This window comes from Verrucosispora sp. FIM060022 (assembly GCF_003977705.1).
Classification (GTDB): Bacteria; Actinomycetota; Actinomycetes; order Mycobacteriales; family Micromonosporaceae; genus Micromonospora; species Micromonospora gifhornensis.
In genome coordinates, this window is the sequence record NZ_RQIV01000003.1 from 265,713 (window position 1) to 286,266 (window position 20,554).

General features: G+C 72.2%; 26 protein-coding genes. 15 read left to right on the top strand and 11 right to left on the bottom strand.

Annotated features, from left to right (window positions below; genetic code table 11):
• Nucleotide 1: 1 nt before the first annotated feature.
• The 3 genes from EG812_RS11715 to EG812_RS11725 all read right to left on the bottom strand — a co-directional run bounded on the left by EG812_RS11715 (nucleotide 2) and on the right by EG812_RS11725 (nucleotide 2,238).
• On the bottom strand, nucleotides 2–781 hold the full coding sequence (locus tag EG812_RS11715; RefSeq protein ID WP_013731994.1) for an electron transfer flavoprotein subunit beta/FixA family protein: 780 nt from the start codon (nucleotides 779–781) through the stop codon (nucleotides 2–4).
• A 246-nt stretch (nucleotides 782–1,027) separates the two neighbouring features.
• A complete protein-coding gene (locus EG812_RS11720; protein ID WP_013731993.1) occupies nucleotides 1,028–1,444 on the bottom strand; it encodes a hypothetical protein in 417 nt (138 codons plus the stop codon).
• On the bottom strand, nucleotides 1,441–2,238 hold the full coding sequence (locus EG812_RS11725) for a GNAT family N-acetyltransferase (RefSeq protein WP_043719841.1): 798 nt from the start codon (nucleotides 2,236–2,238) through the stop codon (nucleotides 1,441–1,443). Before EG812_RS11725 ends, EG812_RS11720 begins: the two co-directional genes overlap by 4 nt.
• 41 nt (nucleotides 2,239–2,279) lie before the next feature.
• Between EG812_RS11725 and EG812_RS11730 the strand changes: the two genes are divergently transcribed.
• The 3 genes from EG812_RS11730 to EG812_RS11740 are packed head-to-tail and all read left to right on the top strand — an operon-like array spanning nucleotide 2,280 to nucleotide 3,416.
• Nucleotides 2,280–2,669: a YidH family protein gene (locus EG812_RS11730; RefSeq protein WP_043719837.1), complete on the top strand. Its 390-nt coding sequence runs from the start codon at nucleotides 2,280–2,282 to the stop codon at nucleotides 2,667–2,669.
• On the top strand, nucleotides 2,666–2,968 hold the full coding sequence (locus EG812_RS11735; RefSeq protein ID WP_013731990.1) for a DUF202 domain-containing protein: 303 nt from the start codon (nucleotides 2,666–2,668) through the stop codon (nucleotides 2,966–2,968). Before EG812_RS11730 ends, EG812_RS11735 begins: the two co-directional genes overlap by 4 nt.
• A gap of 31 nt (nucleotides 2,969–2,999) precedes the next feature.
• Nucleotides 3,000–3,416 carry a PLD nuclease N-terminal domain-containing protein gene (locus EG812_RS11740; RefSeq protein WP_013731989.1) on the top strand — a complete coding sequence of 139 codons (417 nt, stop codon included), beginning with the start codon at nucleotides 3,000–3,002 and terminating at the stop codon, nucleotides 3,414–3,416.
• Nucleotides 3,417–3,441: 25 nt separating this feature from the next.
• Here the strand turns inward: EG812_RS11740 and EG812_RS11745 are convergent, their stop codons facing one another.
• Nucleotides 3,442–5,064: an acetolactate synthase gene (locus EG812_RS11745; protein WP_013731988.1), complete on the bottom strand. Its 1,623-nt coding sequence runs from the start codon at nucleotides 5,062–5,064 to the stop codon at nucleotides 3,442–3,444.
• A gap of 68 nt (nucleotides 5,065–5,132) precedes the next feature.
• A complete protein-coding gene (locus EG812_RS11750) occupies nucleotides 5,133–5,906 on the bottom strand; it encodes an enoyl-CoA hydratase-related protein (RefSeq protein WP_013731987.1) in 774 nt (257 codons plus the stop codon).
• Between the two features lie 97 nt (nucleotides 5,907–6,003).
• Here EG812_RS11750 and EG812_RS11755 point away from each other — a divergent pair, with 97 nt between their 5' ends.
• Nucleotides 6,004–6,477 carry a DUF6232 family protein gene (locus EG812_RS11755; RefSeq protein WP_013731986.1) on the top strand — a complete coding sequence of 158 codons (474 nt, stop codon included), beginning with the start codon at nucleotides 6,004–6,006 and terminating at the stop codon, nucleotides 6,475–6,477.
• Nucleotides 6,478–6,486: 9 nt separating this feature from the next.
• Here the strand turns inward: EG812_RS11755 and EG812_RS11760 are convergent, their stop codons facing one another.
• Nucleotides 6,487–7,200, bottom strand: a complete 714-nt coding sequence (locus EG812_RS11760; RefSeq protein ID WP_013731985.1) for a hypothetical protein — start codon at nucleotides 7,198–7,200, stop codon at nucleotides 6,487–6,489.
• A 194-nt stretch (nucleotides 7,201–7,394) separates the two neighbouring features.
• On the opposite strand from EG812_RS11760, the gene EG812_RS11765 reads away from it, so the two are divergent.
• Nucleotides 7,395–7,874: a DUF6232 family protein gene (locus EG812_RS11765; RefSeq protein ID WP_013731984.1), complete on the top strand. Its 480-nt coding sequence runs from the start codon at nucleotides 7,395–7,397 to the stop codon at nucleotides 7,872–7,874.
• Between the two features lie 34 nt (nucleotides 7,875–7,908).
• Nucleotides 7,909–8,580, top strand: coding sequence for a hypothetical protein (locus EG812_RS11770; RefSeq protein WP_013731983.1), 672 nt, complete (start codon nucleotides 7,909–7,911; stop codon nucleotides 8,578–8,580).
• 19 nt (nucleotides 8,581–8,599) lie between these two features.
• Here EG812_RS11770 and EG812_RS11775 read toward each other — a convergent pair whose 3' ends face one another.
• Nucleotides 8,600–9,058 carry a rhodanese-like domain-containing protein gene (locus tag EG812_RS11775; RefSeq protein ID WP_013731982.1) on the bottom strand — a complete coding sequence of 153 codons (459 nt, stop codon included), beginning with the start codon at nucleotides 9,056–9,058 and terminating at the stop codon, nucleotides 8,600–8,602.
• A 72-nt stretch (nucleotides 9,059–9,130) separates the two neighbouring features.
• Between EG812_RS11775 and ftrA the strand changes: the two genes are divergently transcribed.
• Complete coding sequence (gene ftrA / locus EG812_RS11780) at nucleotides 9,131–10,123, top strand: transcriptional regulator FtrA (protein ID WP_013731981.1); 993 nt, start codon at nucleotides 9,131–9,133, stop codon at nucleotides 10,121–10,123.
• Nucleotides 10,124–10,130: 7 nt separating this feature from the next.
• Here ftrA and EG812_RS11785 read toward each other — a convergent pair whose 3' ends face one another.
• Together EG812_RS11785 and EG812_RS11790 are read right to left on the bottom strand one after the other, a co-directional pair.
• Entirely contained in the window at nucleotides 10,131–11,030 is a 900-nt protein-coding gene (locus EG812_RS11785) for a ribokinase (protein WP_013731980.1), read from the bottom strand.
• A gap of 78 nt (nucleotides 11,031–11,108) precedes the next feature.
• Nucleotides 11,109–11,951, bottom strand: a complete 843-nt coding sequence (locus tag EG812_RS11790) for an ABC transporter ATP-binding protein (RefSeq protein ID WP_126711559.1) — start codon at nucleotides 11,949–11,951, stop codon at nucleotides 11,109–11,111.
• Between the two features lie 130 nt (nucleotides 11,952–12,081).
• Between EG812_RS11790 and EG812_RS11795 the strand changes: the two genes are divergently transcribed.
• Together EG812_RS11795 and EG812_RS11800 are read left to right on the top strand one after the other, a co-directional pair.
• Nucleotides 12,082–13,092 carry an ABC transporter ATP-binding protein gene (locus EG812_RS11795; RefSeq protein ID WP_013731978.1) on the top strand — a complete coding sequence of 337 codons (1,011 nt, stop codon included), beginning with the start codon at nucleotides 12,082–12,084 and terminating at the stop codon, nucleotides 13,090–13,092.
• The gene (locus EG812_RS11800) at nucleotides 13,089–14,102 is read left to right on the top strand and encodes an ABC transporter permease subunit (protein WP_013731977.1); all 1,014 of its coding nucleotides are present in this window, start codon (nucleotides 13,089–13,091) and stop codon (nucleotides 14,100–14,102) included. The genes EG812_RS11795 and EG812_RS11800 overlap by 4 nt, the downstream gene beginning before the upstream one ends.
• A 15-nt stretch (nucleotides 14,103–14,117) precedes the next feature.
• Here EG812_RS11800 and EG812_RS11805 read toward each other — a convergent pair whose 3' ends face one another.
• A complete protein-coding gene (locus EG812_RS11805; protein WP_013731976.1) occupies nucleotides 14,118–15,293 on the bottom strand; it encodes an ROK family transcriptional regulator in 1,176 nt (391 codons plus the stop codon).
• A gap of 141 nt (nucleotides 15,294–15,434) precedes the next feature.
• Between EG812_RS11805 and EG812_RS11810 the strand changes: the two genes are divergently transcribed.
• From EG812_RS11810 to EG812_RS11825, 4 genes are all read left to right on the top strand, one after another.
• Nucleotides 15,435–16,886 (top strand): glycoside hydrolase family 3 N-terminal domain-containing protein, encoded by a 1,452-nt coding sequence (locus EG812_RS11810; RefSeq protein ID WP_013731975.1) that lies wholly within the window; start codon nucleotides 15,435–15,437, stop codon nucleotides 16,884–16,886.
• A gap of 101 nt (nucleotides 16,887–16,987) precedes the next feature.
• Complete coding sequence (locus EG812_RS11815) at nucleotides 16,988–17,515, top strand: hypothetical protein (protein WP_126711711.1); 528 nt, start codon at nucleotides 16,988–16,990, stop codon at nucleotides 17,513–17,515.
• Nucleotides 17,512–18,006 carry a thiol-disulfide oxidoreductase DCC family protein gene (locus tag EG812_RS11820; RefSeq protein WP_013731973.1) on the top strand — a complete coding sequence of 165 codons (495 nt, stop codon included), beginning with the start codon at nucleotides 17,512–17,514 and terminating at the stop codon, nucleotides 18,004–18,006. The genes EG812_RS11815 and EG812_RS11820 overlap by 4 nt, the downstream gene beginning before the upstream one ends.
• Nucleotides 17,969–18,667, top strand: a complete 699-nt coding sequence (locus tag EG812_RS11825; protein ID WP_043723225.1) for a TetR/AcrR family transcriptional regulator — start codon at nucleotides 17,969–17,971, stop codon at nucleotides 18,665–18,667. Before EG812_RS11820 ends, EG812_RS11825 begins: the two co-directional genes overlap by 38 nt.
• Before the next feature lie 175 nt (nucleotides 18,668–18,842).
• Here the strand turns inward: EG812_RS11825 and EG812_RS11830 are convergent, their stop codons facing one another.
• The gene (locus EG812_RS11830; protein ID WP_013731971.1) at nucleotides 18,843–19,502 is read right to left on the bottom strand and encodes a GNAT family N-acetyltransferase; all 660 of its coding nucleotides are present in this window, start codon (nucleotides 19,500–19,502) and stop codon (nucleotides 18,843–18,845) included.
• Between the two features lie 177 nt (nucleotides 19,503–19,679).
• On the opposite strand from EG812_RS11830, the gene EG812_RS11835 reads away from it, so the two are divergent.
• Together EG812_RS11835 and EG812_RS11840 are read left to right on the top strand one after the other, a co-directional pair.
• Nucleotides 19,680–19,892, top strand: a complete 213-nt coding sequence (locus tag EG812_RS11835; protein WP_233196670.1) for a hypothetical protein — start codon at nucleotides 19,680–19,682, stop codon at nucleotides 19,890–19,892.
• A gap of 142 nt (nucleotides 19,893–20,034) precedes the next feature.
• Complete coding sequence (locus EG812_RS11840; protein ID WP_126711560.1) at nucleotides 20,035–20,553, top strand: hypothetical protein; 519 nt, start codon at nucleotides 20,035–20,037, stop codon at nucleotides 20,551–20,553.
• Nucleotide 20,554: the final 1 nt, after the last annotated feature.

A 20,554-nucleotide genomic window follows, 5' to 3' on the forward strand; every position in this document is an offset into this window, starting at 1 on the left:
CTCACACGAACTTCTCGGTGGCGAGGAACTCGACAAGCTGCACGCCGCCGGAACCCTCGTCGGTGACCTTCGCGCCACCGGAGCGCGGTGGACGCTTGCTGTGCTCCACGACCGCGCTTGTCGCCCCGGCGAAGCCGACCTCGTCCGCGGCCACGCCCAGGTCGGCCAGGGACAGCGTCTGCACGGGCTTCTTCTTGGCGGCCATGATGCCCTTGAAGGACGGGTACCGGGGCTCGTTGATGGTGTCCCACACCGAGACGATGGCCGGCGTGGTGGCGGTGACCACCTCGTAGCCCTCCTCGGTCTGCCGCTCCACGGTCAACGTGCTGCCGTCGACGGTGAGTTTGCGGGCACCGGTCAGCGCCGCGACACCGAGCCGCTCGGCGAGCATGTGCGGCATCACCTGCACCCGGCCGTCGGTCGACTCCGACCCGCAGAGCACCAGGTCGGCGTTGAGCTGCCCGAGGGCGGCGGCGAGCACCTTGGAGGTGGCCACCGCGCACGAGCCGTGCAGGGCGTCGTCCACCACGTGCACCGCCTTGTCCGGACCCATCGACAGCGCCTTGCGGATCGACTCGGTCGCCCGGTCCGGACCCATGGTCAGGATGGTCACCTCGCCGCCGTGCGCTTCCTTGATCTTCAACGCCTCTTCGATGGCGTATTCGTCCATCTCGTTGATGACGTTGTTCGCCGAACCGCGGTCGACTGTGTTGTCGTCACTGCGCAGGTTGCGGTCCGCGCCCGAATCGGGCACCTGCTTGACGAGTACGACGATATTCATCGCGCTTCGACGACCCTCCTGCTGTGGTGGTGTGATCACTTGCCCGGGTATCGGGCGCAGCCTCGCTCCTTAATGACCGTTAGGTCAACCGGAAGCCGCTGTGCGGTTGCCCACGACGCAATGTTACCTGTCAGTAGCTTTGCCTTCCGGGCACACCCCGAGTGACTCAGCTCACCGACATTCTGCCGTCCCTGGGCACCGTCGCCGAACCGGCACGCGCCGACCGCCTCGGGCCGCCGGCCCGCTTCAGGCCGCCGGATCGCCCAACGCCGCCGCGATCCGCTCGATGACCTGCGCCTCTGCCGCACTGATCCCGTTGTGGGCCCGCGCCGTACGATCGGCGGCGGCCAGCACCACCGAGCGGTAGATCGCGACGTCCTCCGGCGCCTTCTCGGTCAGGGTCCTGACCGCCTGCCGCAGCGCGGGCAGCACCACCGACTCGACCTGCGACTGCGAATCACGCGGCAGCTTCGGCAGCGGGCCACTGCTCAGCGCCGCCTTGACCACACCACTGGCGTCGGCGATCGCGCCGGCGGCGGCGAAGCTCTCGCGGAACATGGCCAGCACCCCCGGGTCGGCGTTCGACACCAGGAACACGGCGCCGAAAGCCCCCGTCTTGAGGATCAGCATCTCCTCGTCCGTCAGCGACTGCGCCATGATCACGGAGTGTAGACGTAGGGCGTGGTGCTGGTGACCGGGACGAGCCCGAGCCGCCCCAGCAGTGGACGACTCTCGTCGGCGGCGTCCACCTGCAACAGGGTCCGGTCGCGCTGGCCGGCGAGCCGCGCCCGGTAGGTGACGAGCGCCCGGTAGACGCCCTGCCGACGCCACTGCGGATGCGTCGACCCGCCCCAGAGGGTGGCGAAGGTGGTGTCCGGCGGGTAGCGGACCCAGCCGGCGCTGATGACCGTCTCCCCCGCCTCGGCCACCACGACCGTGATCGCCTGCGGATCGGCGGCGATCTCCCGTTGCAGCCCGTCGGCGAGGCCGGACACATCGTGTCCCCACAGCTCGGTCTCCAGCGCCGCGATCCGGTCCAGGTCCGCGCGGGTGGTGACCTCCCGCAGGCGTACGCCCTCGGGCACCACCGGCAGCGCGGAGGCCAGCGGGGCGACCGGGCCGACCATGACGGTCTCCTGGGCCTGCGGCACGAAGCCGGCCGCGCGCAGCCGCTGCGGCAGGTCCGCCGGCTCGTCGTGGCCGTGCAACTTCCACTCGACCGGCTCGCCCCGCTCCCGGGCCACCGCCGTCTGGCGGGCGATCAACGCGTCGAGTTCGGCGTCGACCGCCCCGCCGAGGTCCCGGTAGGTCACCAGGCCGACGTCATCGAGGCCGAACACCCGGAACAACGGTCCGTCCTGCTCCACCCGTGCGCCCTGCGGTACCGGGTCAGGCAGGCCCGGCCGAAGCTGGGCGTCGTACGCCGCACGCAAAGTGGTCACATCAAGATCCGTCATGTTTCCAGGCTATGCCCAGTTCGCACCGGATAATCACCACCGTGTGGCAAAGGATCAGGAATTGGTTCGACCCTGATGAGCTTCGGTCGGTGGGCACCACCCCCGACTACCGCTTCTCGCTGGCCAACGAGCGGACCTTCCTGGCCTGGCTGCGTACCGGGCTGGCCCTGGTGGGTGGTGGACTCGCGGCCGCGCAGTTCCTCCCGGCCCTGCCGCTGCGGCACCTGCGCGAGGCGATCTCCATCGCGTTGCTGCTGCTCGGCGGCGCGGTCGCGGTCCGCGCCATCGACCACTGGGCACGCGTCGAACGGGCCATCCGGCTCGACCAGCAACTGCCCGCGTCCCGCTTCCCGGCCGTACTCGCCGTGGTGGTGGGGCTCGGCGCGCTGCTGCTGGTGGTGGCGGTTCTGGCCGGGGCGCTGGGCGGATGACCGCTGTACGCGACCCCGGTCTCCAGCCCGAACGGACCCGGCTGGCCTGGCGTCGCACCATGCTGGCGGTGACCGTGGTGACGATCCTCGCCGTCCGGCTCGGGCTCACCGGCGGCCGGGTCGGTGCGCTGCTGACCGCGCTCGCCATCCTCGGCTGGGGAGCCACGATCACGCTCTGCTGGCGACGGGCGGTCGGCAGCGGCGTACCCGACACCAGCGTCCGTACGCTCTCCGCCGTGGGCCTCTGCGTCGCCGGTCTCGCCCTGATCGGCGTCGTACTGGTCGTGTGCGGGGTGTGAGCATCGACGGGGAGTAGGACATGATGGGTACATGGCCCGGCTCTACATCCTCTTTTTCCTGGTGCAGGTCGTCCTCGCCGTCTGCGCTCTGATCAGTTGCCTCTCGGCCGAGGAGGAGGACGTTCGTCACCTGCCCCGGATCGCCTGGGTGCTGATGATCCTGTTCTTCCCGGTGATCGGCTCGATCGCCTGGTTCCTCGCCGGCCGCAAGCGCAACCCCGCCGGTGGTGGGGTGTTCTCCGGCGGAGCTCAGCCCGCCGTACGCCGGCCGGCCCGGCCGCTCGCGCCGGACGACGACCCCGAGTTCCTGCGCTCGATCGAGGAGCGCTCGCGCCAGGAGGACCAGGAACTCTTCCGCCGCTGGGAGGAGGACCTGCGCAAGCGCGAGGACGACCTGCGCCGCCGCGAGGGCGACCCGCCCCGCGAGGAGCCCCGCCCCGAGGTGTGACCACCCGGGGCAGGTCGCCCCTTGCTCAGGCCAGGTTGGACGAGCGCGGGTAGGCGTCGGCCGGGTCGGTGATGACGTTGACCAGGTAGGGCACCCCGGCATCGAAGGCCCGCTGCAGGGCCGGGCCCAGGTCGGCCGCCTTGGCGACCGTCTCCCCCGCCCCGCCCAGGGCGGTGACCACCTGGTCGTAGCGCAGCTCGGGCTGCAGGTCGGCGGCGACGTCGTAGCCGTACATGGCCCGCATCGGGTGCTTCTCCAGACCCCAGATGCCGTTGTTGCCGACCACCATGACCACCGGCAGCTTCTGCCGGACCAGGGACTCCACGTCCATCAGCGAGAAACCGGCCGCGCCGTCGCCCATCAGCACACAGATCTGCCGGTCCGGGTGGGTGACCCGGGCGCCCATCGCGTAGCCCATGCCGGTGCCGAGGCAGCCGTACGGGCCCGGGTCGAGCCAGGTGCCCGGCTGGGCCGGCTCCAGGTAGCGACCGGCGTACGAGACGAAGTCCCCGCCGTCGCCGATGGTGATCGCGTCGCGGGCGAGGACCTTGCGCAGCTCGCCGTAGACGCGGGCCGGGCGGATCGGGTCCGTCTCGGCGGCCATCTCCTCGGCGTCGCGGGCCTTCGCGGCGTCCTCGGCGGTACGCAGCTGCGCCACCCAGTCGGTGTGGTCGGCCCGGTCGCCGGTGTATCCGGCCAGGGTGGTGAGGATGGCACGCAGGTCACCGGCGGGCGCGACGGCCGGCTGCACGTGCGTGGCCCGCTGGCTGGGCGCGTCGACGATGTGCACCACGGTGGCGTCGCCGAAGTCGCCGAAGGAGAGCCGGAAGTCCAGCGGGGTGCCCACCACCACGACCACGTCGGCACCCTTGAGCGCCACCCGCCGGGCCTTGGCGAAGGCCAGCGGGTGCTCCGGCGGCAGCGCGCCGCGGCCCATCCCGTTGGTGAAGACCGGCACGTCGAGGGCCTCTGCGGCGGCGCGCAGGGCCGCCACGGCGTCACCGGCGTAGACGTCGGAGCCGGCAATGACGACCGGCCGCTGCGCCCCGGCGATCAGGCCGGCGGCCTTCGCCACCTCGTCGGGGTCGGCCTCGACCGGGTCGAGGGCCGGCCCGGCCGGCAGGTCGGCGTCGCCGGTGGAGAAGATCGCCTCCAACGGGAAGTCGAGGAAGACCGGGCCCCGGTGCGGGGTGAGCGCGGTGGTCAGCGCCGCGGCGACGGCCCGGGGGATGTCGTCGGCGCTGAACACCGTCTCGGCGTGCTTGGTGACCGGGGCGACAAGCGGCAGGTGGTCCATCTCCTGGAGGCTGCCGGAACCCCACCGGAACTGCGGTGCCCGCCCGCCCATCACCAGCACCGGCGAGGCGTTGAAGTAGGCGCTGGTCAGACCGGAGATGCCGTTTGTCACGCCGGGGCCGGCGGTGAGCACGGCCAGGCCGGGGCGGCGCTGCAACTTCGCCACCGCCTCGGCGGCGAAGACGGCGGACTGCTCGTGCCGCACGTCGTAGAGCGGGAAGCCGGTCTTGTGCGCGGCGTCGTAGAGCGGAAACACGTGCCCGCCGGAGAGGGTGAACATCTCGCGTACCCCGTACGCGCGCAGCGCCGCGAGGGCGAGCTCTCCGCCGTGGCCTTCGATCCGCTCCGTCATCGCCGCTCCCTCTCGTCGCCTGACCGGAGTCACACGCTACTGGCCGGTAGGAGAAATGTGAACCATTCTCAGCGACCGGTGAAGTCCGGTTTGCGCTTCTCCACGAAGGCGACCATCCCCTCGCGCCGGTCCTCGGTGGCGAACAGCGCCGCGAAGAGTTGACTCTCCCAGGCCAGACCCGAGTTCAGGTCCATGTCCAGGCCGCCGTCGACCGCGAGCTTGGCCGCGCGCAGCGCCTGCACCGGCCCGTTGAGGTACGGCTTCACCAGCGCCACCGCCGCGTCGTAGACCTCGGCGGCCGGGACCACCCGGTCGGCCAGGCCGATGCGCAGCGCCTCCTGGGCGTCCACCATCCGGCCCGACATGATCAGATCCTTGGCGCGGGCCGGGCCGATCAGCCGGGCCAGCCGCTGGGTGCCACCGGCACCGGGGATGATGCCCAGCTTGATCTCGGGCTGGCCGAGCTTGGCGTCCTCGGCCACCACCCGCCAGTCGCAGGCCAGCGCCAGCTCGCAGCCGCCACCGAGGGCGTACCCGGTGATCGCGGCGACCACCGGCTTGGGGATCCGGGCGATCGCGCCGAGCGCGCTGGACAGGTCGGCGGCCCGAGCAGCCATGTCCACGTAGGACATGTCGGCCATCTCCTTGATGTCCGCGCCGGCCGCGAAGACCTTCTCGCCGCCGTACACGATGACCGCGCGCACCTGCGGGTCGGCGGTGGCCGCCGTCGCGGCGGCGCGCAACTCCTCCTGGACCTGAGTGTTGAGCGCGTTCATCGGTGGCCGCTCCAGCCGAATGGTGCCGATGCCGTCCCCGGTCTCCAGCCGCACGAACTCGCCCACGCTGAGCCTCACTTCCTCGTCGAAGTCGCCTGCCAACCTTACGACCAGCCGCCGTCGGCACGTAGTCTGGCTGCCAGTCCCGCGCCCCGGAGTTCCCATGGTCACGTACTACGACGACAAGTCGGTCCAGGTCACCTCCACCGCCGTCACGGTCGACGGCGACGCCTACCCGCTGGCCGAGATCACCGAGGTCTGGCACCACCAGGGCAGCCGGTCGTGGCGGGTGCTGATCGGCCGGGGTGCGCTCGGCGCGGCGATGATCGGCCCGCTGGTGGCCGCCGTTCTCGGCATCGCGTTCGCCGTCTGGCTCGACGGCTCGGCCACCGTCACGGTCGCCGTCGTCGGCGTCTCCATCCTGATCGGACTGGCCGCCGGGCCGATCGCCGACCAGCTCTTCGAGTACTTCGACAGGTCGTACGCCCGGGGCAGCCGCCCTCGCGAGGTCTGGATCCGCTGGCGGGGCCACCCGGTACGCCTGCTGTGCACCCCGGACGCGCTGCGCTTCGGGCAGATCTACCGGGCCGTACAACGCGCCATGGAAGCCCAGGTGCAGGGCCGGGCCGCCCGCTAGCCGACGTGTTCAGGACAGCAGGGCCGGCCTCAACTCGCCACCGAGATTGATCGCGCCGACCACCCCGTGACCGGCCGGGTCGTACACGTTCGTGGTGTTGTTGCGGCGCATCAGTTCCCGCACCGGCTGCGGCAGCGGCGGCGGATCCGACAACGCGGCGTTGATCTGCCGAGCCGCCGAGATCAGCCGGAGGACCAGCTCGGCACCGTCGGTGTCCGGCCGCACCCGGCCGTACTCCCAACCGGTGGTGGTGAGGTCGAACAGCTCGAAGACCGCGGACAGCACCGGGGCGGGGTCGGTGGCCTTCACGACCCGGGACGCACGGTCGCCGAGCACCGTGGCCGCCGCGGCCACCTGCACGTACGGATGCAGGCCGCCCGGCGGATCGAACAGCGGCCACCGCAGCGCCGAGGCGGCCTCCCGCCACAGCACCCGATAGTTGCGACGATCGACCACGAGCCGGTAGCCGGTACGTCGGTGCAGGTCGGCGGCTTGCGCCAGCAGATCCGTGTGGGCCGCGTCGGCGACCTCGCGCACGATCCGGGTCGCCACGACCAGACCGTCCTCATCGTCCAGCAGCCGCGTGATCTCCTCGATCTGATCACGGGCACGGACCTGGCTGCGGCTGCCGAAACCGTGCCGGACCTGCTGTAACAGCGCCTCCTGCCGGCCGGGATCGTGCTCGACCTGCCGCCCACCCAGCACACGCTGGAGCCACCCCATAGAGCCTCGTCTCCGCAGTCACCTCAAGACGCGGCGATGTTAGCGTGCCGCCCGCACCGGCGAGCATCGTCGGGGCCGGTGCCGACGATCCGGCGTGGATTTCACAGGTGCCGCCGGGCGCACCGAGGGCAGCCGATCGCCACAGGGTGACGACGCCATCGCCATGGGTTGCCGGAAGATGGTTAGGCTTAGTGATGGCGCTCTATTACCAGGACGACACGGTGCAGGTTTCCTCGGAGTCGATCCGGGCCGGAGGACACGTCATCCCGATCTCCGAGGTCACCTACGTCTGGCATCAGAAGGGACGCACCACCCTCGCGGTGCGGGGGCGGGTGCTCGGCCGGGGCGTACTGGTGCTGCTGCTGTCCCTGCCCCCGCTGGTCGGGCTGGTCTGCGTACTGTCGCTGGTCTGGTCGGCACCGGACCGGGGTTGGGTGCCGGCGCTCGTGGTGCTGGTGGCCTGCCTGGTCATCGCGCTGGCGCTGGTGCCGTTCCTGGAGATCCCGCTCGGCTGGCTGGACCGCTCGTACGAGCGCGGCAACCGGGTCCAGGAGTTGTGGGTGCAGTACCGGGGGCAGGAGGTCATGATGTTGCGCACCCCGGACGCGCTGCGCTTCGGGCAGATCTACCGGGCGGTGCAGCGGGCCGTGGAGCAGCAGGGCGACCACTGGTGAGCGGCCCTCGCCCGCCCGAGGAACACTGGAGCCCATGGTGATCCCCCTTCCCCGGCCGACCGCGGTCGTCGGCCTCACCCGTTCCGCCCTCGACTCGGCCGCGTCCTTCGCCGCGATCCCGGCCCGCGCCTTCGCGGTGCTCGACGGGGTGGAGGCGTTGCTGACCCGGATCAACGGGGTGGTGGATCGGATCGAGCAGACCCTCGACCGGACCGACCAGGTGCTCGCCGACGCCGAGGTCGCCGTCCGGGAGGTCGCGGTGATCAGCGCCGCCGCGACCGTCGCCGTCGACAACGCCGGCACGGTCGCCGCCGCCGCAGCCGACGTGGTGGCGCGGGCGGAGAAGGTGTCCGGCCAAGCCGCCGAGACGGTCGGCGCGGCGGCCGAGGCGACGGCCACCGCCGCCGAACTGCTGGCCGCGTACGAGCCGGCGTTGCGCCGGGCCGCACCGATGGCCACCCACTTCATCGAGCAGCTCAGCCACGAGGAGGTGGCTGCGGCGGTACGGCTGGTCGACGAGTTGCCGAAGCTGCGCCAGCACCTCACCGCCGACGTGATGCCGATCCTGGCCACCCTGGACCGGGTCGGCCCCGACCTGCACGACCTGCTCGACGTCACCCGGGACCTCAAGCTCGCCGTGGCGGGCATCCCCGGCCTGGCGATGCTGCGCCGACGCGGCGAGAAGCTCAACGACGACGGGAGCTGACCGCGGGCGGAGCCGTTGGTCAGCAGTCGCAGCCGACGGCCGCGCGGGGCGCGGTCAGGTCGTCCACCGGTCGACGGATCGACCCGGTCGCGGTGACCACCGGCAGGCCCTCGCGGACCCAGTACTCGTAGCCGCCGCGCATCCGCTTGACCGGGTAGCCGAGCCGGGCGAAGGCCAACGCGGCCCGGGTGGCACCGTCGCAGCCGGGACCCCAGCAGTAGGTGACCACTCGCGTGCCGGCCGGGACCACCCGTGCGGCCTGCTCGGCGATCCGGGCGGTGGGCAGGTGCACCGCGTCGGGCAGGTGACCCTGGGCCCAGGCGGCCTCGCCCCGGGAATCCACCACGACCAGGTCGGGCACCCCGGCGGTGAGGTCGGCGTGCACGTCGGCGACGTCGGTGGTGACGCTCAACTCGGCCAGGAAGTGGGCGATGGCGGTGGCGGGCTCGGCGGCCGGTACGGCGAAAGCGCGGGTCATGGGAACGATCCTGGCCGCCGCCCGGGCACGCGGACGAGTGGCAGGGACGACGTACTGCGCTAACATCCCGCCATGGCTCCGGTCGCCCGCACCGTCGCCGTGCTGGCGTACCCGGGAATGTCGGTCTTCGAGACCGGCATCGTCACCGAGGTCTTCGGACTCCCCCGCCCCGAACTCGGCGTGCCCTGGTACGACCTGCGGCTGTGCGCCGAGCGGCCCGGCCCGGTGCCGGTGATCGGTGGCGCCACCCTGCACAGCCCGTACGGCCTGGACGTGCTGGCCGAGGCCGCAACGGTGATCGTGCCCGGGGTCTGCGACGTGCACGCGACACCGTCTGCGCAACTGGTGGCGGCGCTGCGTCACGCGCACCGGGCCGGCGCCCGGCTCATGTCCATCTGCTCGGGCGCGTTCGCGCTGGCCGCCGCCGGTCTGCTCGACGGTCGCCGGGCCACCACCCACTGGCGGTACGCCGATCTGCTGGCCCGCCGCTATCCGGCGGTGACCGTGGATCCCGACGTGCTCTACGTGGACGACGGTGACGTGCTGACAAGCGCCGGCAGCGCGGCCGGTCTGGACCTGTGCGTGCACGTGGTACGGCGCGACCATGGCGCGGCCGTGGCCAACGCGGTGGCCCGCCGGTTGGTGACCGCGCCGCACCGCGACGGTGGGCAGGCACAGTTCATCGAGGCGCCGGTGCCGGCGGGGGCGGACGACGACCGGGTCGCCGGCAGCATCGCCTGGGCGCTGGCGCACCTCGCCGAGCCGGTGACGGTGGCCCGGCTGGCCCGGCAGGCGCACATGTCACCGCGCACCTACCTGCGGCACTTCGCCCGGGCCACCGGCACCAGCCCGATCCGCTGGCTTGTCGACCAGCGGATCCGGGCCAGCCTGGCGCTGCTGGAGACGACGGATGCGCCGGTCGCGCAGATCGCCGCGGCGGTCGGGTTCGAGACCGCGGTGACGTACCGCCACCACTTCACCCGGGCGATGCGGACCTCACCCTCGGCGTACCGGCGGGCCTTCCGCGCCCATGACGGGGCGGCGACGGCCTCCGTCGACCGGTGAGGCCGGGTCAGGTGGCGGGGAGGTAGAGCTGATCGATCTCGGCGCGGTGCGGCAGCGACACGCTCGCGCCGAGCCGGCGTACGCAGGCCGCGCCGGCCGCCGCCGCCCAGCGGACCGCGTCGACCAGGTCGCGGCCCTCACCCCAGGCCACCGCGAGCGCGCCGGTGAACGCGTCCCCGGCGGCGGTCGAGTCGACGGTGTCCACTGTGGTCGCGGGCACGTGCACGGCGGTGCCGTCCCGGTCGCCGTACCAGGCGCCCTGCGCGCCGAGGGTCAGCACCGCCCGGGGCACCAGGTCGAGCAGAGCCTGGGGCTCCTCCCGCCCCCGACCGGTGTACGCCTGCGCCTCGTTCTCGTTGACCACCAGCAGGTCCACCACGGCCAGCAGCTCGGGCGGGAGCGGCAGCGCCGGTGCGGCGTTGAGCACCACCCGGGTCCCGGCAGCGCGGGCCGCGACCGCCGCCTCGGTCACCGTCTCGACCGGAATCTCCAGCTGCGCGACAAGCACGTCGGCATCGCGTACGGCGGCGAGTTCGCTCTCGGTGAGCGCCCTCAGCGAGTCGTTGGCCCCCGGCGTGACCAGGATGGCGTTCTCACCCTCGGCGTTGACCATGACCAGGGCCACCCCGGAGGCGCCGTAGGTGGTGCGCAGCTGGCTGGTGTCCACCCCGGCGGCGGTGATCCGGGCCCGCAGGGTCACCCCGAACGAGTCGGAGCCGATCGCGCCGAGGAAGGTGCAGGCGGCACCGGCACGGGCGGCGGCGATCGCCTGGTTGGCACCCTTGCCACCGGGCACGGTGACGAAGTCGGTGCCGAGGGTGGTCTCCCCCGGGCGGGGCAGGTTCGGCGCGGTGGCGACCAGGTCCATGTTCGCGCTGCCCACCACGACGACTCGGGTCTGTGGCACCGGAGCCTCCTGCGTCTTGTTAACAGGGGCCCCCTGCTCTACCGGAGACGTTAAGCAGGTGCCCTTCCTTACACCGCCTCAGGCGGCGCGGGCGGTGAAGCGGTCGCCGGTGCGGTCGACGAGCAGCGGCAGGCCGAAGGTCTTGGTGAGGTTGTCGGCGGTGAGGGTCACCTCCAGCGGGCCCTGCGCCATCACCGCGCCGTCGCGCAGCAGCATCGCGTGGGTGAAGCCGGGCGGGATCTCCTCGACGTGGTGGGTGACAAGCACCAGCGCGGGGGCGTCCGGATCCTGTGCCAGCATGGCCAGGCGGGCCACCAGGTCCTCCCGGCCGCCCAGGTCGAGCCCGGCCGCCGGTTCGTCGAGCAGCAGCAGCTCCGGGTCGGTCATCAGGGCCCGGGCGATCTGCACCCGCTTACGCTCCCCGTCGGACAGGGTGCCGTAGTCGCGGTCGGCCAGTGCGCCGGCACCGAGCTGGTCGAGCAGGGCCAGGGCGCGGGCCTCGTCGGCCGGGTCGTACTCCTCCCGCCAACGGCCGACCACCGACCAGGCGGCGGTCATCACCACGTCGCGGACCTTCTCGTCGGCGGGCAGCCGCTCGGCCAGCGCCGCCGTGGTCAACCCGATGCGGGTACGCAGCTCGTTGAGGTCGGTACGGCCGATCCGCTCGCCCAGCACGTGTGCGACGCCCTTGGTCGGGTGCAGCCGGCCGGCGGCGAGGTTGAGCAGGGTGGTCTTGCCGGCGCCGTTGGGGCCCAGCACCACCCAGCGTTCGTCCGCCTCCACCCGCCATTCGACATCGTGCAGCAGGGCGGTGCCGGACCGGCGTACGCCGACGCCGTCGAGGCTGACCACCAGATCCGCGTCCATGGATGCAGGGGCGGGTGTGGCGCCACCGGCGCCAGCGATCAGGTCACCAGTCACCCGCCCATCCAACCACGCATCGCGTGCCGCCCCCACGGGCGGGCGCTGCCACCGTAGGGTGAGCGCCGTGTCGTTGCTCACCTGATCCGGAGGGGCCGTTCATGCCCAGTCGTCGTCGGGGCCCCTCCGCGTGAGCGGGGTCATCGAAATCGAGGGTCTGCGGAAGACTTTCCGCAGCGTACGTAAGGGCCACCGGGTCGCCGTCGCCGGCTTCGACCTGCTGGTCGAGGCCGGTCAGGTGCACGGCTTCCTGGGCCCCAACGGGTCGGGCAAGACGACCACCCTGCGGGCGTTGCTCGGGCTGGTCCGCGCCGATGCGGGACAGATGCGGGTGTTCGGCGCCGACGCACCGCAGTCGCTGCCCCAGGTGGCCCACCGGGTCGGCGCGATCGTGGAGAGCCCGCAGTTCTTCGGCAACTTCACCGGCCACCGCACCCTGCGGCTGCTCGCCCTGGCTGGTGGCGTACCGGTCAGCCGGGTCGACGAGGTGCTGGAGCAGGTCGGCCTGCGCGATCGTGGCCACGATCGGGTAAAGGGTTACTCGCTGGGCATGAAGCAGCGACTGGCCGTGGCCTCGGCCCTGCTCAAAGGGCCTGAACTGCTGATTCTCGACGAACCGGCCAACGGGCTGGATCCGGCGGGCATCCGGGAGATGCGGGACCTGATGCGCACGCTGGCCGGCAATGGGGTGACCGTGCTGGTCTCCAGCCACATCCTGGCCGAGATCCAACTGATCTGCGACCACGTCACGATCATTTCGCGGGGGCGGCGGGTGACGGCCGGCCCGGTGACCGAGGTGCTGGCCGGATTCGACCGCAACGAGTGTCTGGTCCGCGCCGACGACCTGATCCGGGCCGAGCAACTGCTGCAGGCCGCCGGGCTGACCGTCACCGCCCACGCCGACCACCTGGTGGTCGGTGGGGTACCGGACCCGACGCTGATCAGCCGGACGCTGGGCGAGCAGGATGTCTGGGTACGCGAGCTGACCCCGGTACGGCCGGATCTGGAGAGCGTCTTCCTGGAGTTGACCGGTGCCGGGCAGCAGCCGACGCTCCCTCGGCAGACCGACGGTGGATCCGCACCCGGCCCGTCCGGCGCACCGTCGATCGACCTCGACGAGTTCCGGGGGGTGCAGGCGTGAACCTGATCCGCGCCGAGGCGGAGCGGCTGGCCGCCCGCCGATTCGTGCAGCTGATGGTGCTCCTGCTGATGTTGGCGTTCGTGGTGACGGCGGGGACCACCCTGGCCAGCTCACACACACCCACGAGCGCCGAAGTGGCCGCGGCCGAGCAGCAGGCCGCCGCCGAGCGCAGCGTGATGGAGCGGGAGCACGCCCGCTGCCTGGCCCGGGACCGCGGTGAGGCGTGGGCCCACGACGGCAACCACTACCTGCCCGCCGATTGCCGCGAGATCGATCCGGTGGTGCAGGGTTGGTCGCCGACGGCTGCCAACTACCTCACCGACGTGTTCACCTTCACCCAGCAGGCCGAGGCGCTGCTGTACTTCCTGGTGGCCTTCCTGGTGCTGTTCGGCTTCCTGGTCGGTGCCTCCTACATCGGCGCCGACCTGAACTCCGGCGGGGTGGTCAACCTGCTGCTGTGGCGACCCCAGCGGCTGACCGTGCTCGGCACCAAACTGGGCACCCTGCTCGGCGCGGTCCTGGTGTTGTCGGTGCTCGCCTCGGTGGCGTACCTGGTCACCTTCTGGGTCATCGCCCAGGTCGCCGGCTATCCGGGGCCGACCGATGCGACCTTCTGGGCCGACCTGGCCGCCCGGTGGGGCCGGGGCGTCGGGTTGGTGGTGTTCGCCACGGCGATCGGCTTCGCCCTCGCCACCATGGGTCGGCACACCGCGGCGGCGGTCGGCGCGGTGCTTGCCTACCTGGTGGTGTGGGAGATGGGCGGGCGGATCATGATGCAGATCCTGGACGTCTCCCGGCCGGACCAGCTGCTGCTCAGCAACTACGTGGGCGCGTGGCTGGCCGGCGAGCTGCGGTTCTGGGACGCCACGCCCTGCGCCGACGCCTTCACCGGGTACTGCAATGGCACGTACCCGCTGACCTGGCAACTGGCGCTCGTGGTCCTGCTGCTGTGCACCGCCGGGCTCACCACCACCGCGTTCGCCGTGTTCCGCCGCCGCGACCTGATCTGACGCCTGCGTCGGCGCTCAGCCGACCGTGGAGCCGAAGACCTCGTCGCGGACGGCGTCGAGGGCGGTGCGCAGTGCGCCGCGCAGGATCGGCTCCTCGGGCAGGCCGGTGGGCACCACCCGGGGGCGGACCAGCGTGATGGCGGCGACCTCGTGCTGCACCCGCTCGGCCAGCGCGGCCCCGCCGGCCTGGCCGACCTCCCCGGCGAGCACGACCAGCGGCGGGTCCAGCACCACGCAGGTGCTCGCCACACCGAGGGCGAGTCGGCGGGCCACCTCGTCGAGCATCGGTCCGCCGGCCGTACCGGCGGCGATGGCGGCCTTCACCGCCTCGGCGGCGCCACCGTCGGGGTAGCCGTGTTCGCGCGCCAGGGCAAGGATCGCGTCCGCCCCGGCGACCTGCTGGAAGGCCGGCTTGGCGCGGCGGGACACGTCGCGTGGGATCGGTGCGCCGGGCACCGGCAGGTAGCCGATCTCGCCGGCCGCGCCGCTGCTGCCGTGGTGCAGCCGCCCGCCCAGCATGATCGCCAGACCGACGCCGGCACCGATCCAGACCAGCACGAAGTCGGACATGCCCTGGGCCGCGCCGGACTGCGCCTCGGCCACCGCGGCGAGGTTGACGTCGTTCTCGAAGACGACAGGGGTGTCCAGGTCGTCGCGGAGCGCGGCGAGCAGGCCGCGGTGCCAGCGGGGCAGGTTGAACGCGAAGGTGATGTCGCCGGTGCCCGGATCGACCAGGCCGGGGGTGCCGAGCACGATCCGCCGTACGCTCGACAGTTGGGCGCCGGCGCTGCTGGCCGCCTGGACCACGGCGTTGTGCACCACGCCCACCGGATCGTCGGTGTCCTTCGTGGACTGTTCCACCCGGCCGGCGACCGTGCCGGTGATGTCGGCGCAGGCGGCGACCACCCGCTCCGGACCGACGTCCACCCCGACCACGTACGCGCTGCCCGGTCGCACGGCGTAGAGCTGGGCGTTCGGCCCGCGCCCGCCGGCCTGTTCACCGACCCGGGTGACCAGACCGCGTTCCTCCAACCGTTCCACCAGTTGGGACGCGGTGACCTTGGACAGGCCGGTCAGCTCACCGATCCGGGCCCGGGTCAGTGGCCCCTGCTCCAGCAGCAGTTCCAGCGCCGCACGGTCGTTGAGAGCCCGCAACAGCCGTGGGGTGCCGGGGAGCCGGGTCGCACTCATGCCATGTCCTCGAATTTGGTGAGCTTTGCAAACTATGACTTTGCTACGAACGGGTAGCCGTAGCGTATCGGCAGGGTGGAAACGGATCGCTCAGCCGATCCGGCACCACGATCAGCGCCGCCGGCACCGGAAGGAGAAACCGTGCGGCTGGATCCCGGACTTCGCCGGCTCGCCCTGGGCACTCTGCTGGCCGCGTACCCGGGGTCGACCCCACCCGACTGGGCGGTCGAGTTGGTCGCCGACGGACTGGCCGGGCACACCCTGTTCGGCCGCAACATCGACGAACCGGCACGGGTGGCGGCGAGCACTGCCGCGTTGCGCACCGCTCGGGCCGACGTCCTCGTGGGCATCGACGAGGAGGGCGGCGACGTGACCCGGTTGGCGCACGCCACCGGCAGCCCGTATCCGGGCAACGCGGCGCTCGGCGCGATCGACGACGAGGCGTTGACCCGGGACATCCACCGGGCCATCGGCGGGGAGTTGGCGGCGCTCGGCATCACCGTGAACCTGGCGCCCACCGTCGACGTCAACAGCACCGACGACAACCCGGTGATCGGCACCCGGTCGTTCGGCGCCGATCCGGCACGGGTCGCCGCACACTCCGCCGCCGCGGTCGCCGGCCTCCAGGCCGCCGGGGTGGCCGCCTGCGCCAAGCACTTCCCCGGGCACGGCGCGACGGTGACCGACTCCCACCACGAACTGCCCACCGTGGACGTGCCGCCGGAGGTGCTGCGTCGCCGAGACCTGCCGCCGTTCGCCGCGGTGATCGCGGCCGGAACCAGGGCGGTGATGACCGCCCACATCCGGGTACCGGCCCTGACCGGCGCGGCGCCGGCCACGTTCAGCCGGGCCGTCCTGGTCGACCTGCTCCGCCAGGAGTACGGCTTCACCGGGGCGGTGATCACCGACGCGTTGGAGATGAAGGGTGCCGCGCTCGCGGCCGGCGGGATCGCTCCCGGCGCGGTACGCGCCCTGGCCGCCGGCGCGGACCTGCTCTGCATCGGCGCCAAGGTGGACGCCGGCCTGGTCGAACGGGTGGCCACCGAGATCGTCACGGCGGTGGGCGACGGCCGGCTGGCGCGGGACCGGGTCGAGCAGGCCGCCGGACGTGCCGCGGAACTGGCCGCGTGGACCCGCGACACCGGCCCGACCACCGTCGCCGCCGCCGACCTGGGGTACGCGGCGGCCCGCCGTGCCGTCCGGGTGGAGGGCTCACTGGCCGGGTTGGACCATCCGCTGGTGGTACAGGTGCACGCGCGGTCGACGGTCGTGCAGGGGCGGGTGCCGTGGGGTCTCGGCCCGCACCTGCACGGCACCGAGCTGATCGAGGTGGTGGCCACCGAGGCCGACCCGGAGGAGCTTCGGCGGCGGGCCGGCAACCGGCCGATCGTGCTTGTCGGCCGGCGGCTGCACCAGTTGCCCGGCGGGCCGGAGCTGGTCGCCGCGCTGGCCGGTACGCATCCGGTGGCGGTGGTCGAGATGGGCTGGCCGGCCAGGTGGCGGCCGACCGGCACGCGGGCCTTCGTCATCACCTACGGCGCCAGCCACGCCAACGGTCTAGCCGCCGCCGAGGTGCTGGGTCTGGCCGGCTGAGGCGTACGCCACTCTCGACCGTCGCTCTTGAACGTGTTCAAGTTCCACCCTACGCTGGCTCGTGTCGATACTTGAACACGTTCAAATTGGAGCGCGGTGGCATGGACATCAAAGTCTGGATGTACCTGGTCTACCTGGCGGTCAGCATCGGTCTGACCGTCTGGGTGGCCCGGACGCTGGCCCGCAACGGGCTGGTCTTCCTGGAGGAGGTGTTCTCCGACGAGCGGCTCGCCCGCGCCGTGAACAACCTCCTGGTGGTCGGGTTCTACCTGCTCAACCTCGGCTACGTGACGGTGGCGATGCGCCACTCCGAACCGATCGAGTCGACAAGCGAGGCCATGGAGGAACTCTCCTGGAAGATCGGCCTGGTGCTGCTGGTGCTCGGCGCTCTGCACTTCTTCAACGTCTTCACCCTCAACCGCTACCGGAAGAGCCGGCTACGTCAACTGGCCACCGCACCGCCGCTGCCGCCGGCCGGCTTCCTGCCGATGCAGCAGCCCCACCCGGCCGCCGCGCCCGGCCAGCGCCCGGCACACCCGGCCGCATACCCACCGGTGCACCCGGCCGCACGTCCGCCGGCGAACCCTCCGGCGAATCCGCCCACGAACCCGCCGGCGCCGCCCCGATGAGCACCCACGGCCCGGACCGGGCTGGTGGGATGCCGGATGCCACCACGCACGGGGGTGGTGGCATCCGGTACTTCACAGTCCTCTACGACGCGCACTGCCCGATGTGCCGGGCGGCACGTGGCTGGCTGGCGTCGCGGGCGCAACTCGTACCCCTGGAGTTCGTGCCGGCCGGCTCGGCCGAGGCCCGGCAGCGCTTCCCCGGCCTGGACCATGCCGCGACCCTGCGCGACATCACGGTGGTGGCCGACACCGGGGCGGTGTACGTCGGCGACGGCGCCTGGTTCGCCTGCCTGTGGGCGCTTGCCGAGTACCGGGCGACGGCCGAGCGCCTGGCCGCACCGCACCTGCTGCCGTTGGCTCGACGGGTGGTGGCCGCCGCCTCGGCGCTTCGCGAACGTGTCCGCGAAGCGGGGCCGCCGTCGCTCGACGGTCCGGCGGGATACGGTGGCCCGGATGACCGACCAGTCTGTGCCGACGACCGCTGCGGGTGAGGCGACGACCGCCCGGGGCGAGCAGACCCGGCAGTTGATCCTGGAAACCGCGATGCGGCTGTTCCGCGAGCGCGGGTACGCCCGCACCACCATGCGCGCCATCGCCCAGGAGGCCGGGGTGGCGGTCGGCAACGCCTACTACTACTTCGACTCCAAGGAACGCCTGATCCAGGAGTTCTACACCCGGACCGAGGAGGAGCACCGGGCCGCGGCACGACCGGTGTTGGAGCGGGAGACGACCTTCGCCGGCCGACTGGCCGGGGTGCTGCACGCGGCCATCGACGTGTCGACCCCCTCGCACGACTTCGCAGCCAGCGTCTTCAAGGTCGCCGCGGAGCCCACTTCACCACTGAGCCCCTTTTCGCCCGAGTCGAGCGGCCCGCGCCAGGCCTCCATCGCACTGTTCGACGAGGTGTTGAGCGGCTCCACCACCAAGGTCGACCCGGAACTGCGTCCCCACCTGCCCGAACTGCTCTGGCTGGCGTACATGGGGATAGTGCTCTACTGGGTCTACGACCGCTCGCCGGGGCAGGCCCGTACCCGGGCGCTGATCGACGGCGCGGTGCCGTTGATCGACCGGCTGGTCTCGCTCTCCCGGCTGCGGGTGCTGCGGCCAGTCACCCGGCAGATCGTCGAACTGCTTCGCACCCTGCGCCACTGACCCGTTTGCGCTGGTCAAGTCCACTATTGGACAGCAGTGAATCGACGTTGGATGCTTGCCGTGGAAGCAATCGGATACGTAGCGTGATCGGCAGCGAGCCGCACGCGGACCTGGGGGGAGGCTGCGGACCGTGGATCCGGCCCGGGATCCACGGTCCGCGCCCTGCCGTCGCAGGTCAACTGGGGTAGACCCCGTACGACCGCCAGCCCCGGTCCGGGAAGCCGGCCGCCTCGGCGACCCTTGCCGAGGCAGCGTTGGCCCGGTCGTGCAGATAGGTCGGCACGGCACCCTCGTCGAGCACCCGCCGGGCCGCCTGGGCGACCAGCCGCCGTGCCAGTCCGCGCCCGCGGGCTGAGGGCACCGTGCCCACCGCCAGCTCGTGACCGAAGTGGTCGTGCCGCTTGATCCCGACACCGGCCAGGTAGCGGCCCTGATCGTCGCGGACCACCAGCACGGGCCGGTCGAACAGCCGCAGCCAGGACGGCAGGCCGAGGATGGTGGGGGCGACCCACTCGCCGACCTCGGGCAGTGGCGCGGGTGCCATGGTCCAGCGGAACACGTCGTCGTGCACCGCCCAGCCCGGCTCGCCGACCGCCGCCGGCAGGGTGGGCAGCAGCGTGTCGGGCCGGCGGGCCAGGTCGCGTACCGCGGCGACCCGGTCGGTCGGTACGGACAGCACGGTGCTGGCGCCGGCGGTGACCGCGATCGCCGGTCGCAGTCGACCGTCCCAGGCCGGCTGACTGCGTCGCCAGGAACCGACCACGTGCAGTCCCGCGGGTGCCGGCCACCGCCCCAGCCAGGTGGCCAGGTGCAACTGGAGCCGCCGGTCACGCACCGTCCACCTCCTGCGCCGTCGCTGCCGCCCGCCCACCGTACGACGGATCGGGGCTGCGACGCCGACCGTCCGGCCGGAACGCGTCGGCGCGAGACCTCGGCACGAGTGACCTCGGCGTGATCTTCGCTGGGCACCGGAACCCCGGTCAGCGGTCTACCGTCATACCCAATTCCATACATGTACAACTTTCTCTGGAACGGTGGGCTCATGCCGATGCAACCGCACGACCGTCACCAGCAGGACCTCACCCGGATCTGGCCGGACGGCCGCGCCGCGCGACGATTCCCCGACCAACCGCCACACCGCAGCCGCCGTACCGGCCCGCTGTCCTGGGAGGCGCTGAACCGACTTCCGGTGGGCAGTTCGGCCCGCCATCTCAACACGCACTGACCCGGCGGCGACCGCCGTTTTCTCCCCGCCGCAGCCCGAGTGGCCGCGCCGACTCCGACGGCGAGCCAGCACCGCCGTTCGCACACCTGTCGGGTAACGTCTGCTGGTCCTCCGACCGGTTACGACAGGAGCTAGCGCACCCATGGGCAAGAAGACGATCCGCGTCTCCGACTTCAGCGGCACGGTGCTGGGCCCCGACGACGAGGCCGTCCGCGTCGTCGTCCTCGAGCACCCTGACCTGGTGGCCGGGCCCGTGCAGCTGGACGCGACACCGGCGGAGGTGGAGAGCCTCGACGACGCCGCGCTGGACGTGGCGGTGATCGAGATCCATGACCGGCACGGCCACGGCGAGCCGCGCCGGGTGGTGCTGACCGCGAGCGAGTTCGACGCGATGGCCACCGACATGCCGATGGCCCAACTGCTCAAGACCGCCGAGCGGGTACGCCCGCCCAAGGCGCGGCGGGCCACCGAGAAGATCGACTACGGCACCATCGAGCACGCGGGCAAGCCGCACCGGGGGCGGGTCACCGAGGAGGAGGCCCGGCTGGTGCGCGAGCACCTCGACGAGGTGAACAAGCGCCTCGCCGACACCGGCCTGCGCCAGATCGACCCGGCCGACCCGGAGCACGCCGCCCGGTACGGCTTCCCCACCGCCGACTGAT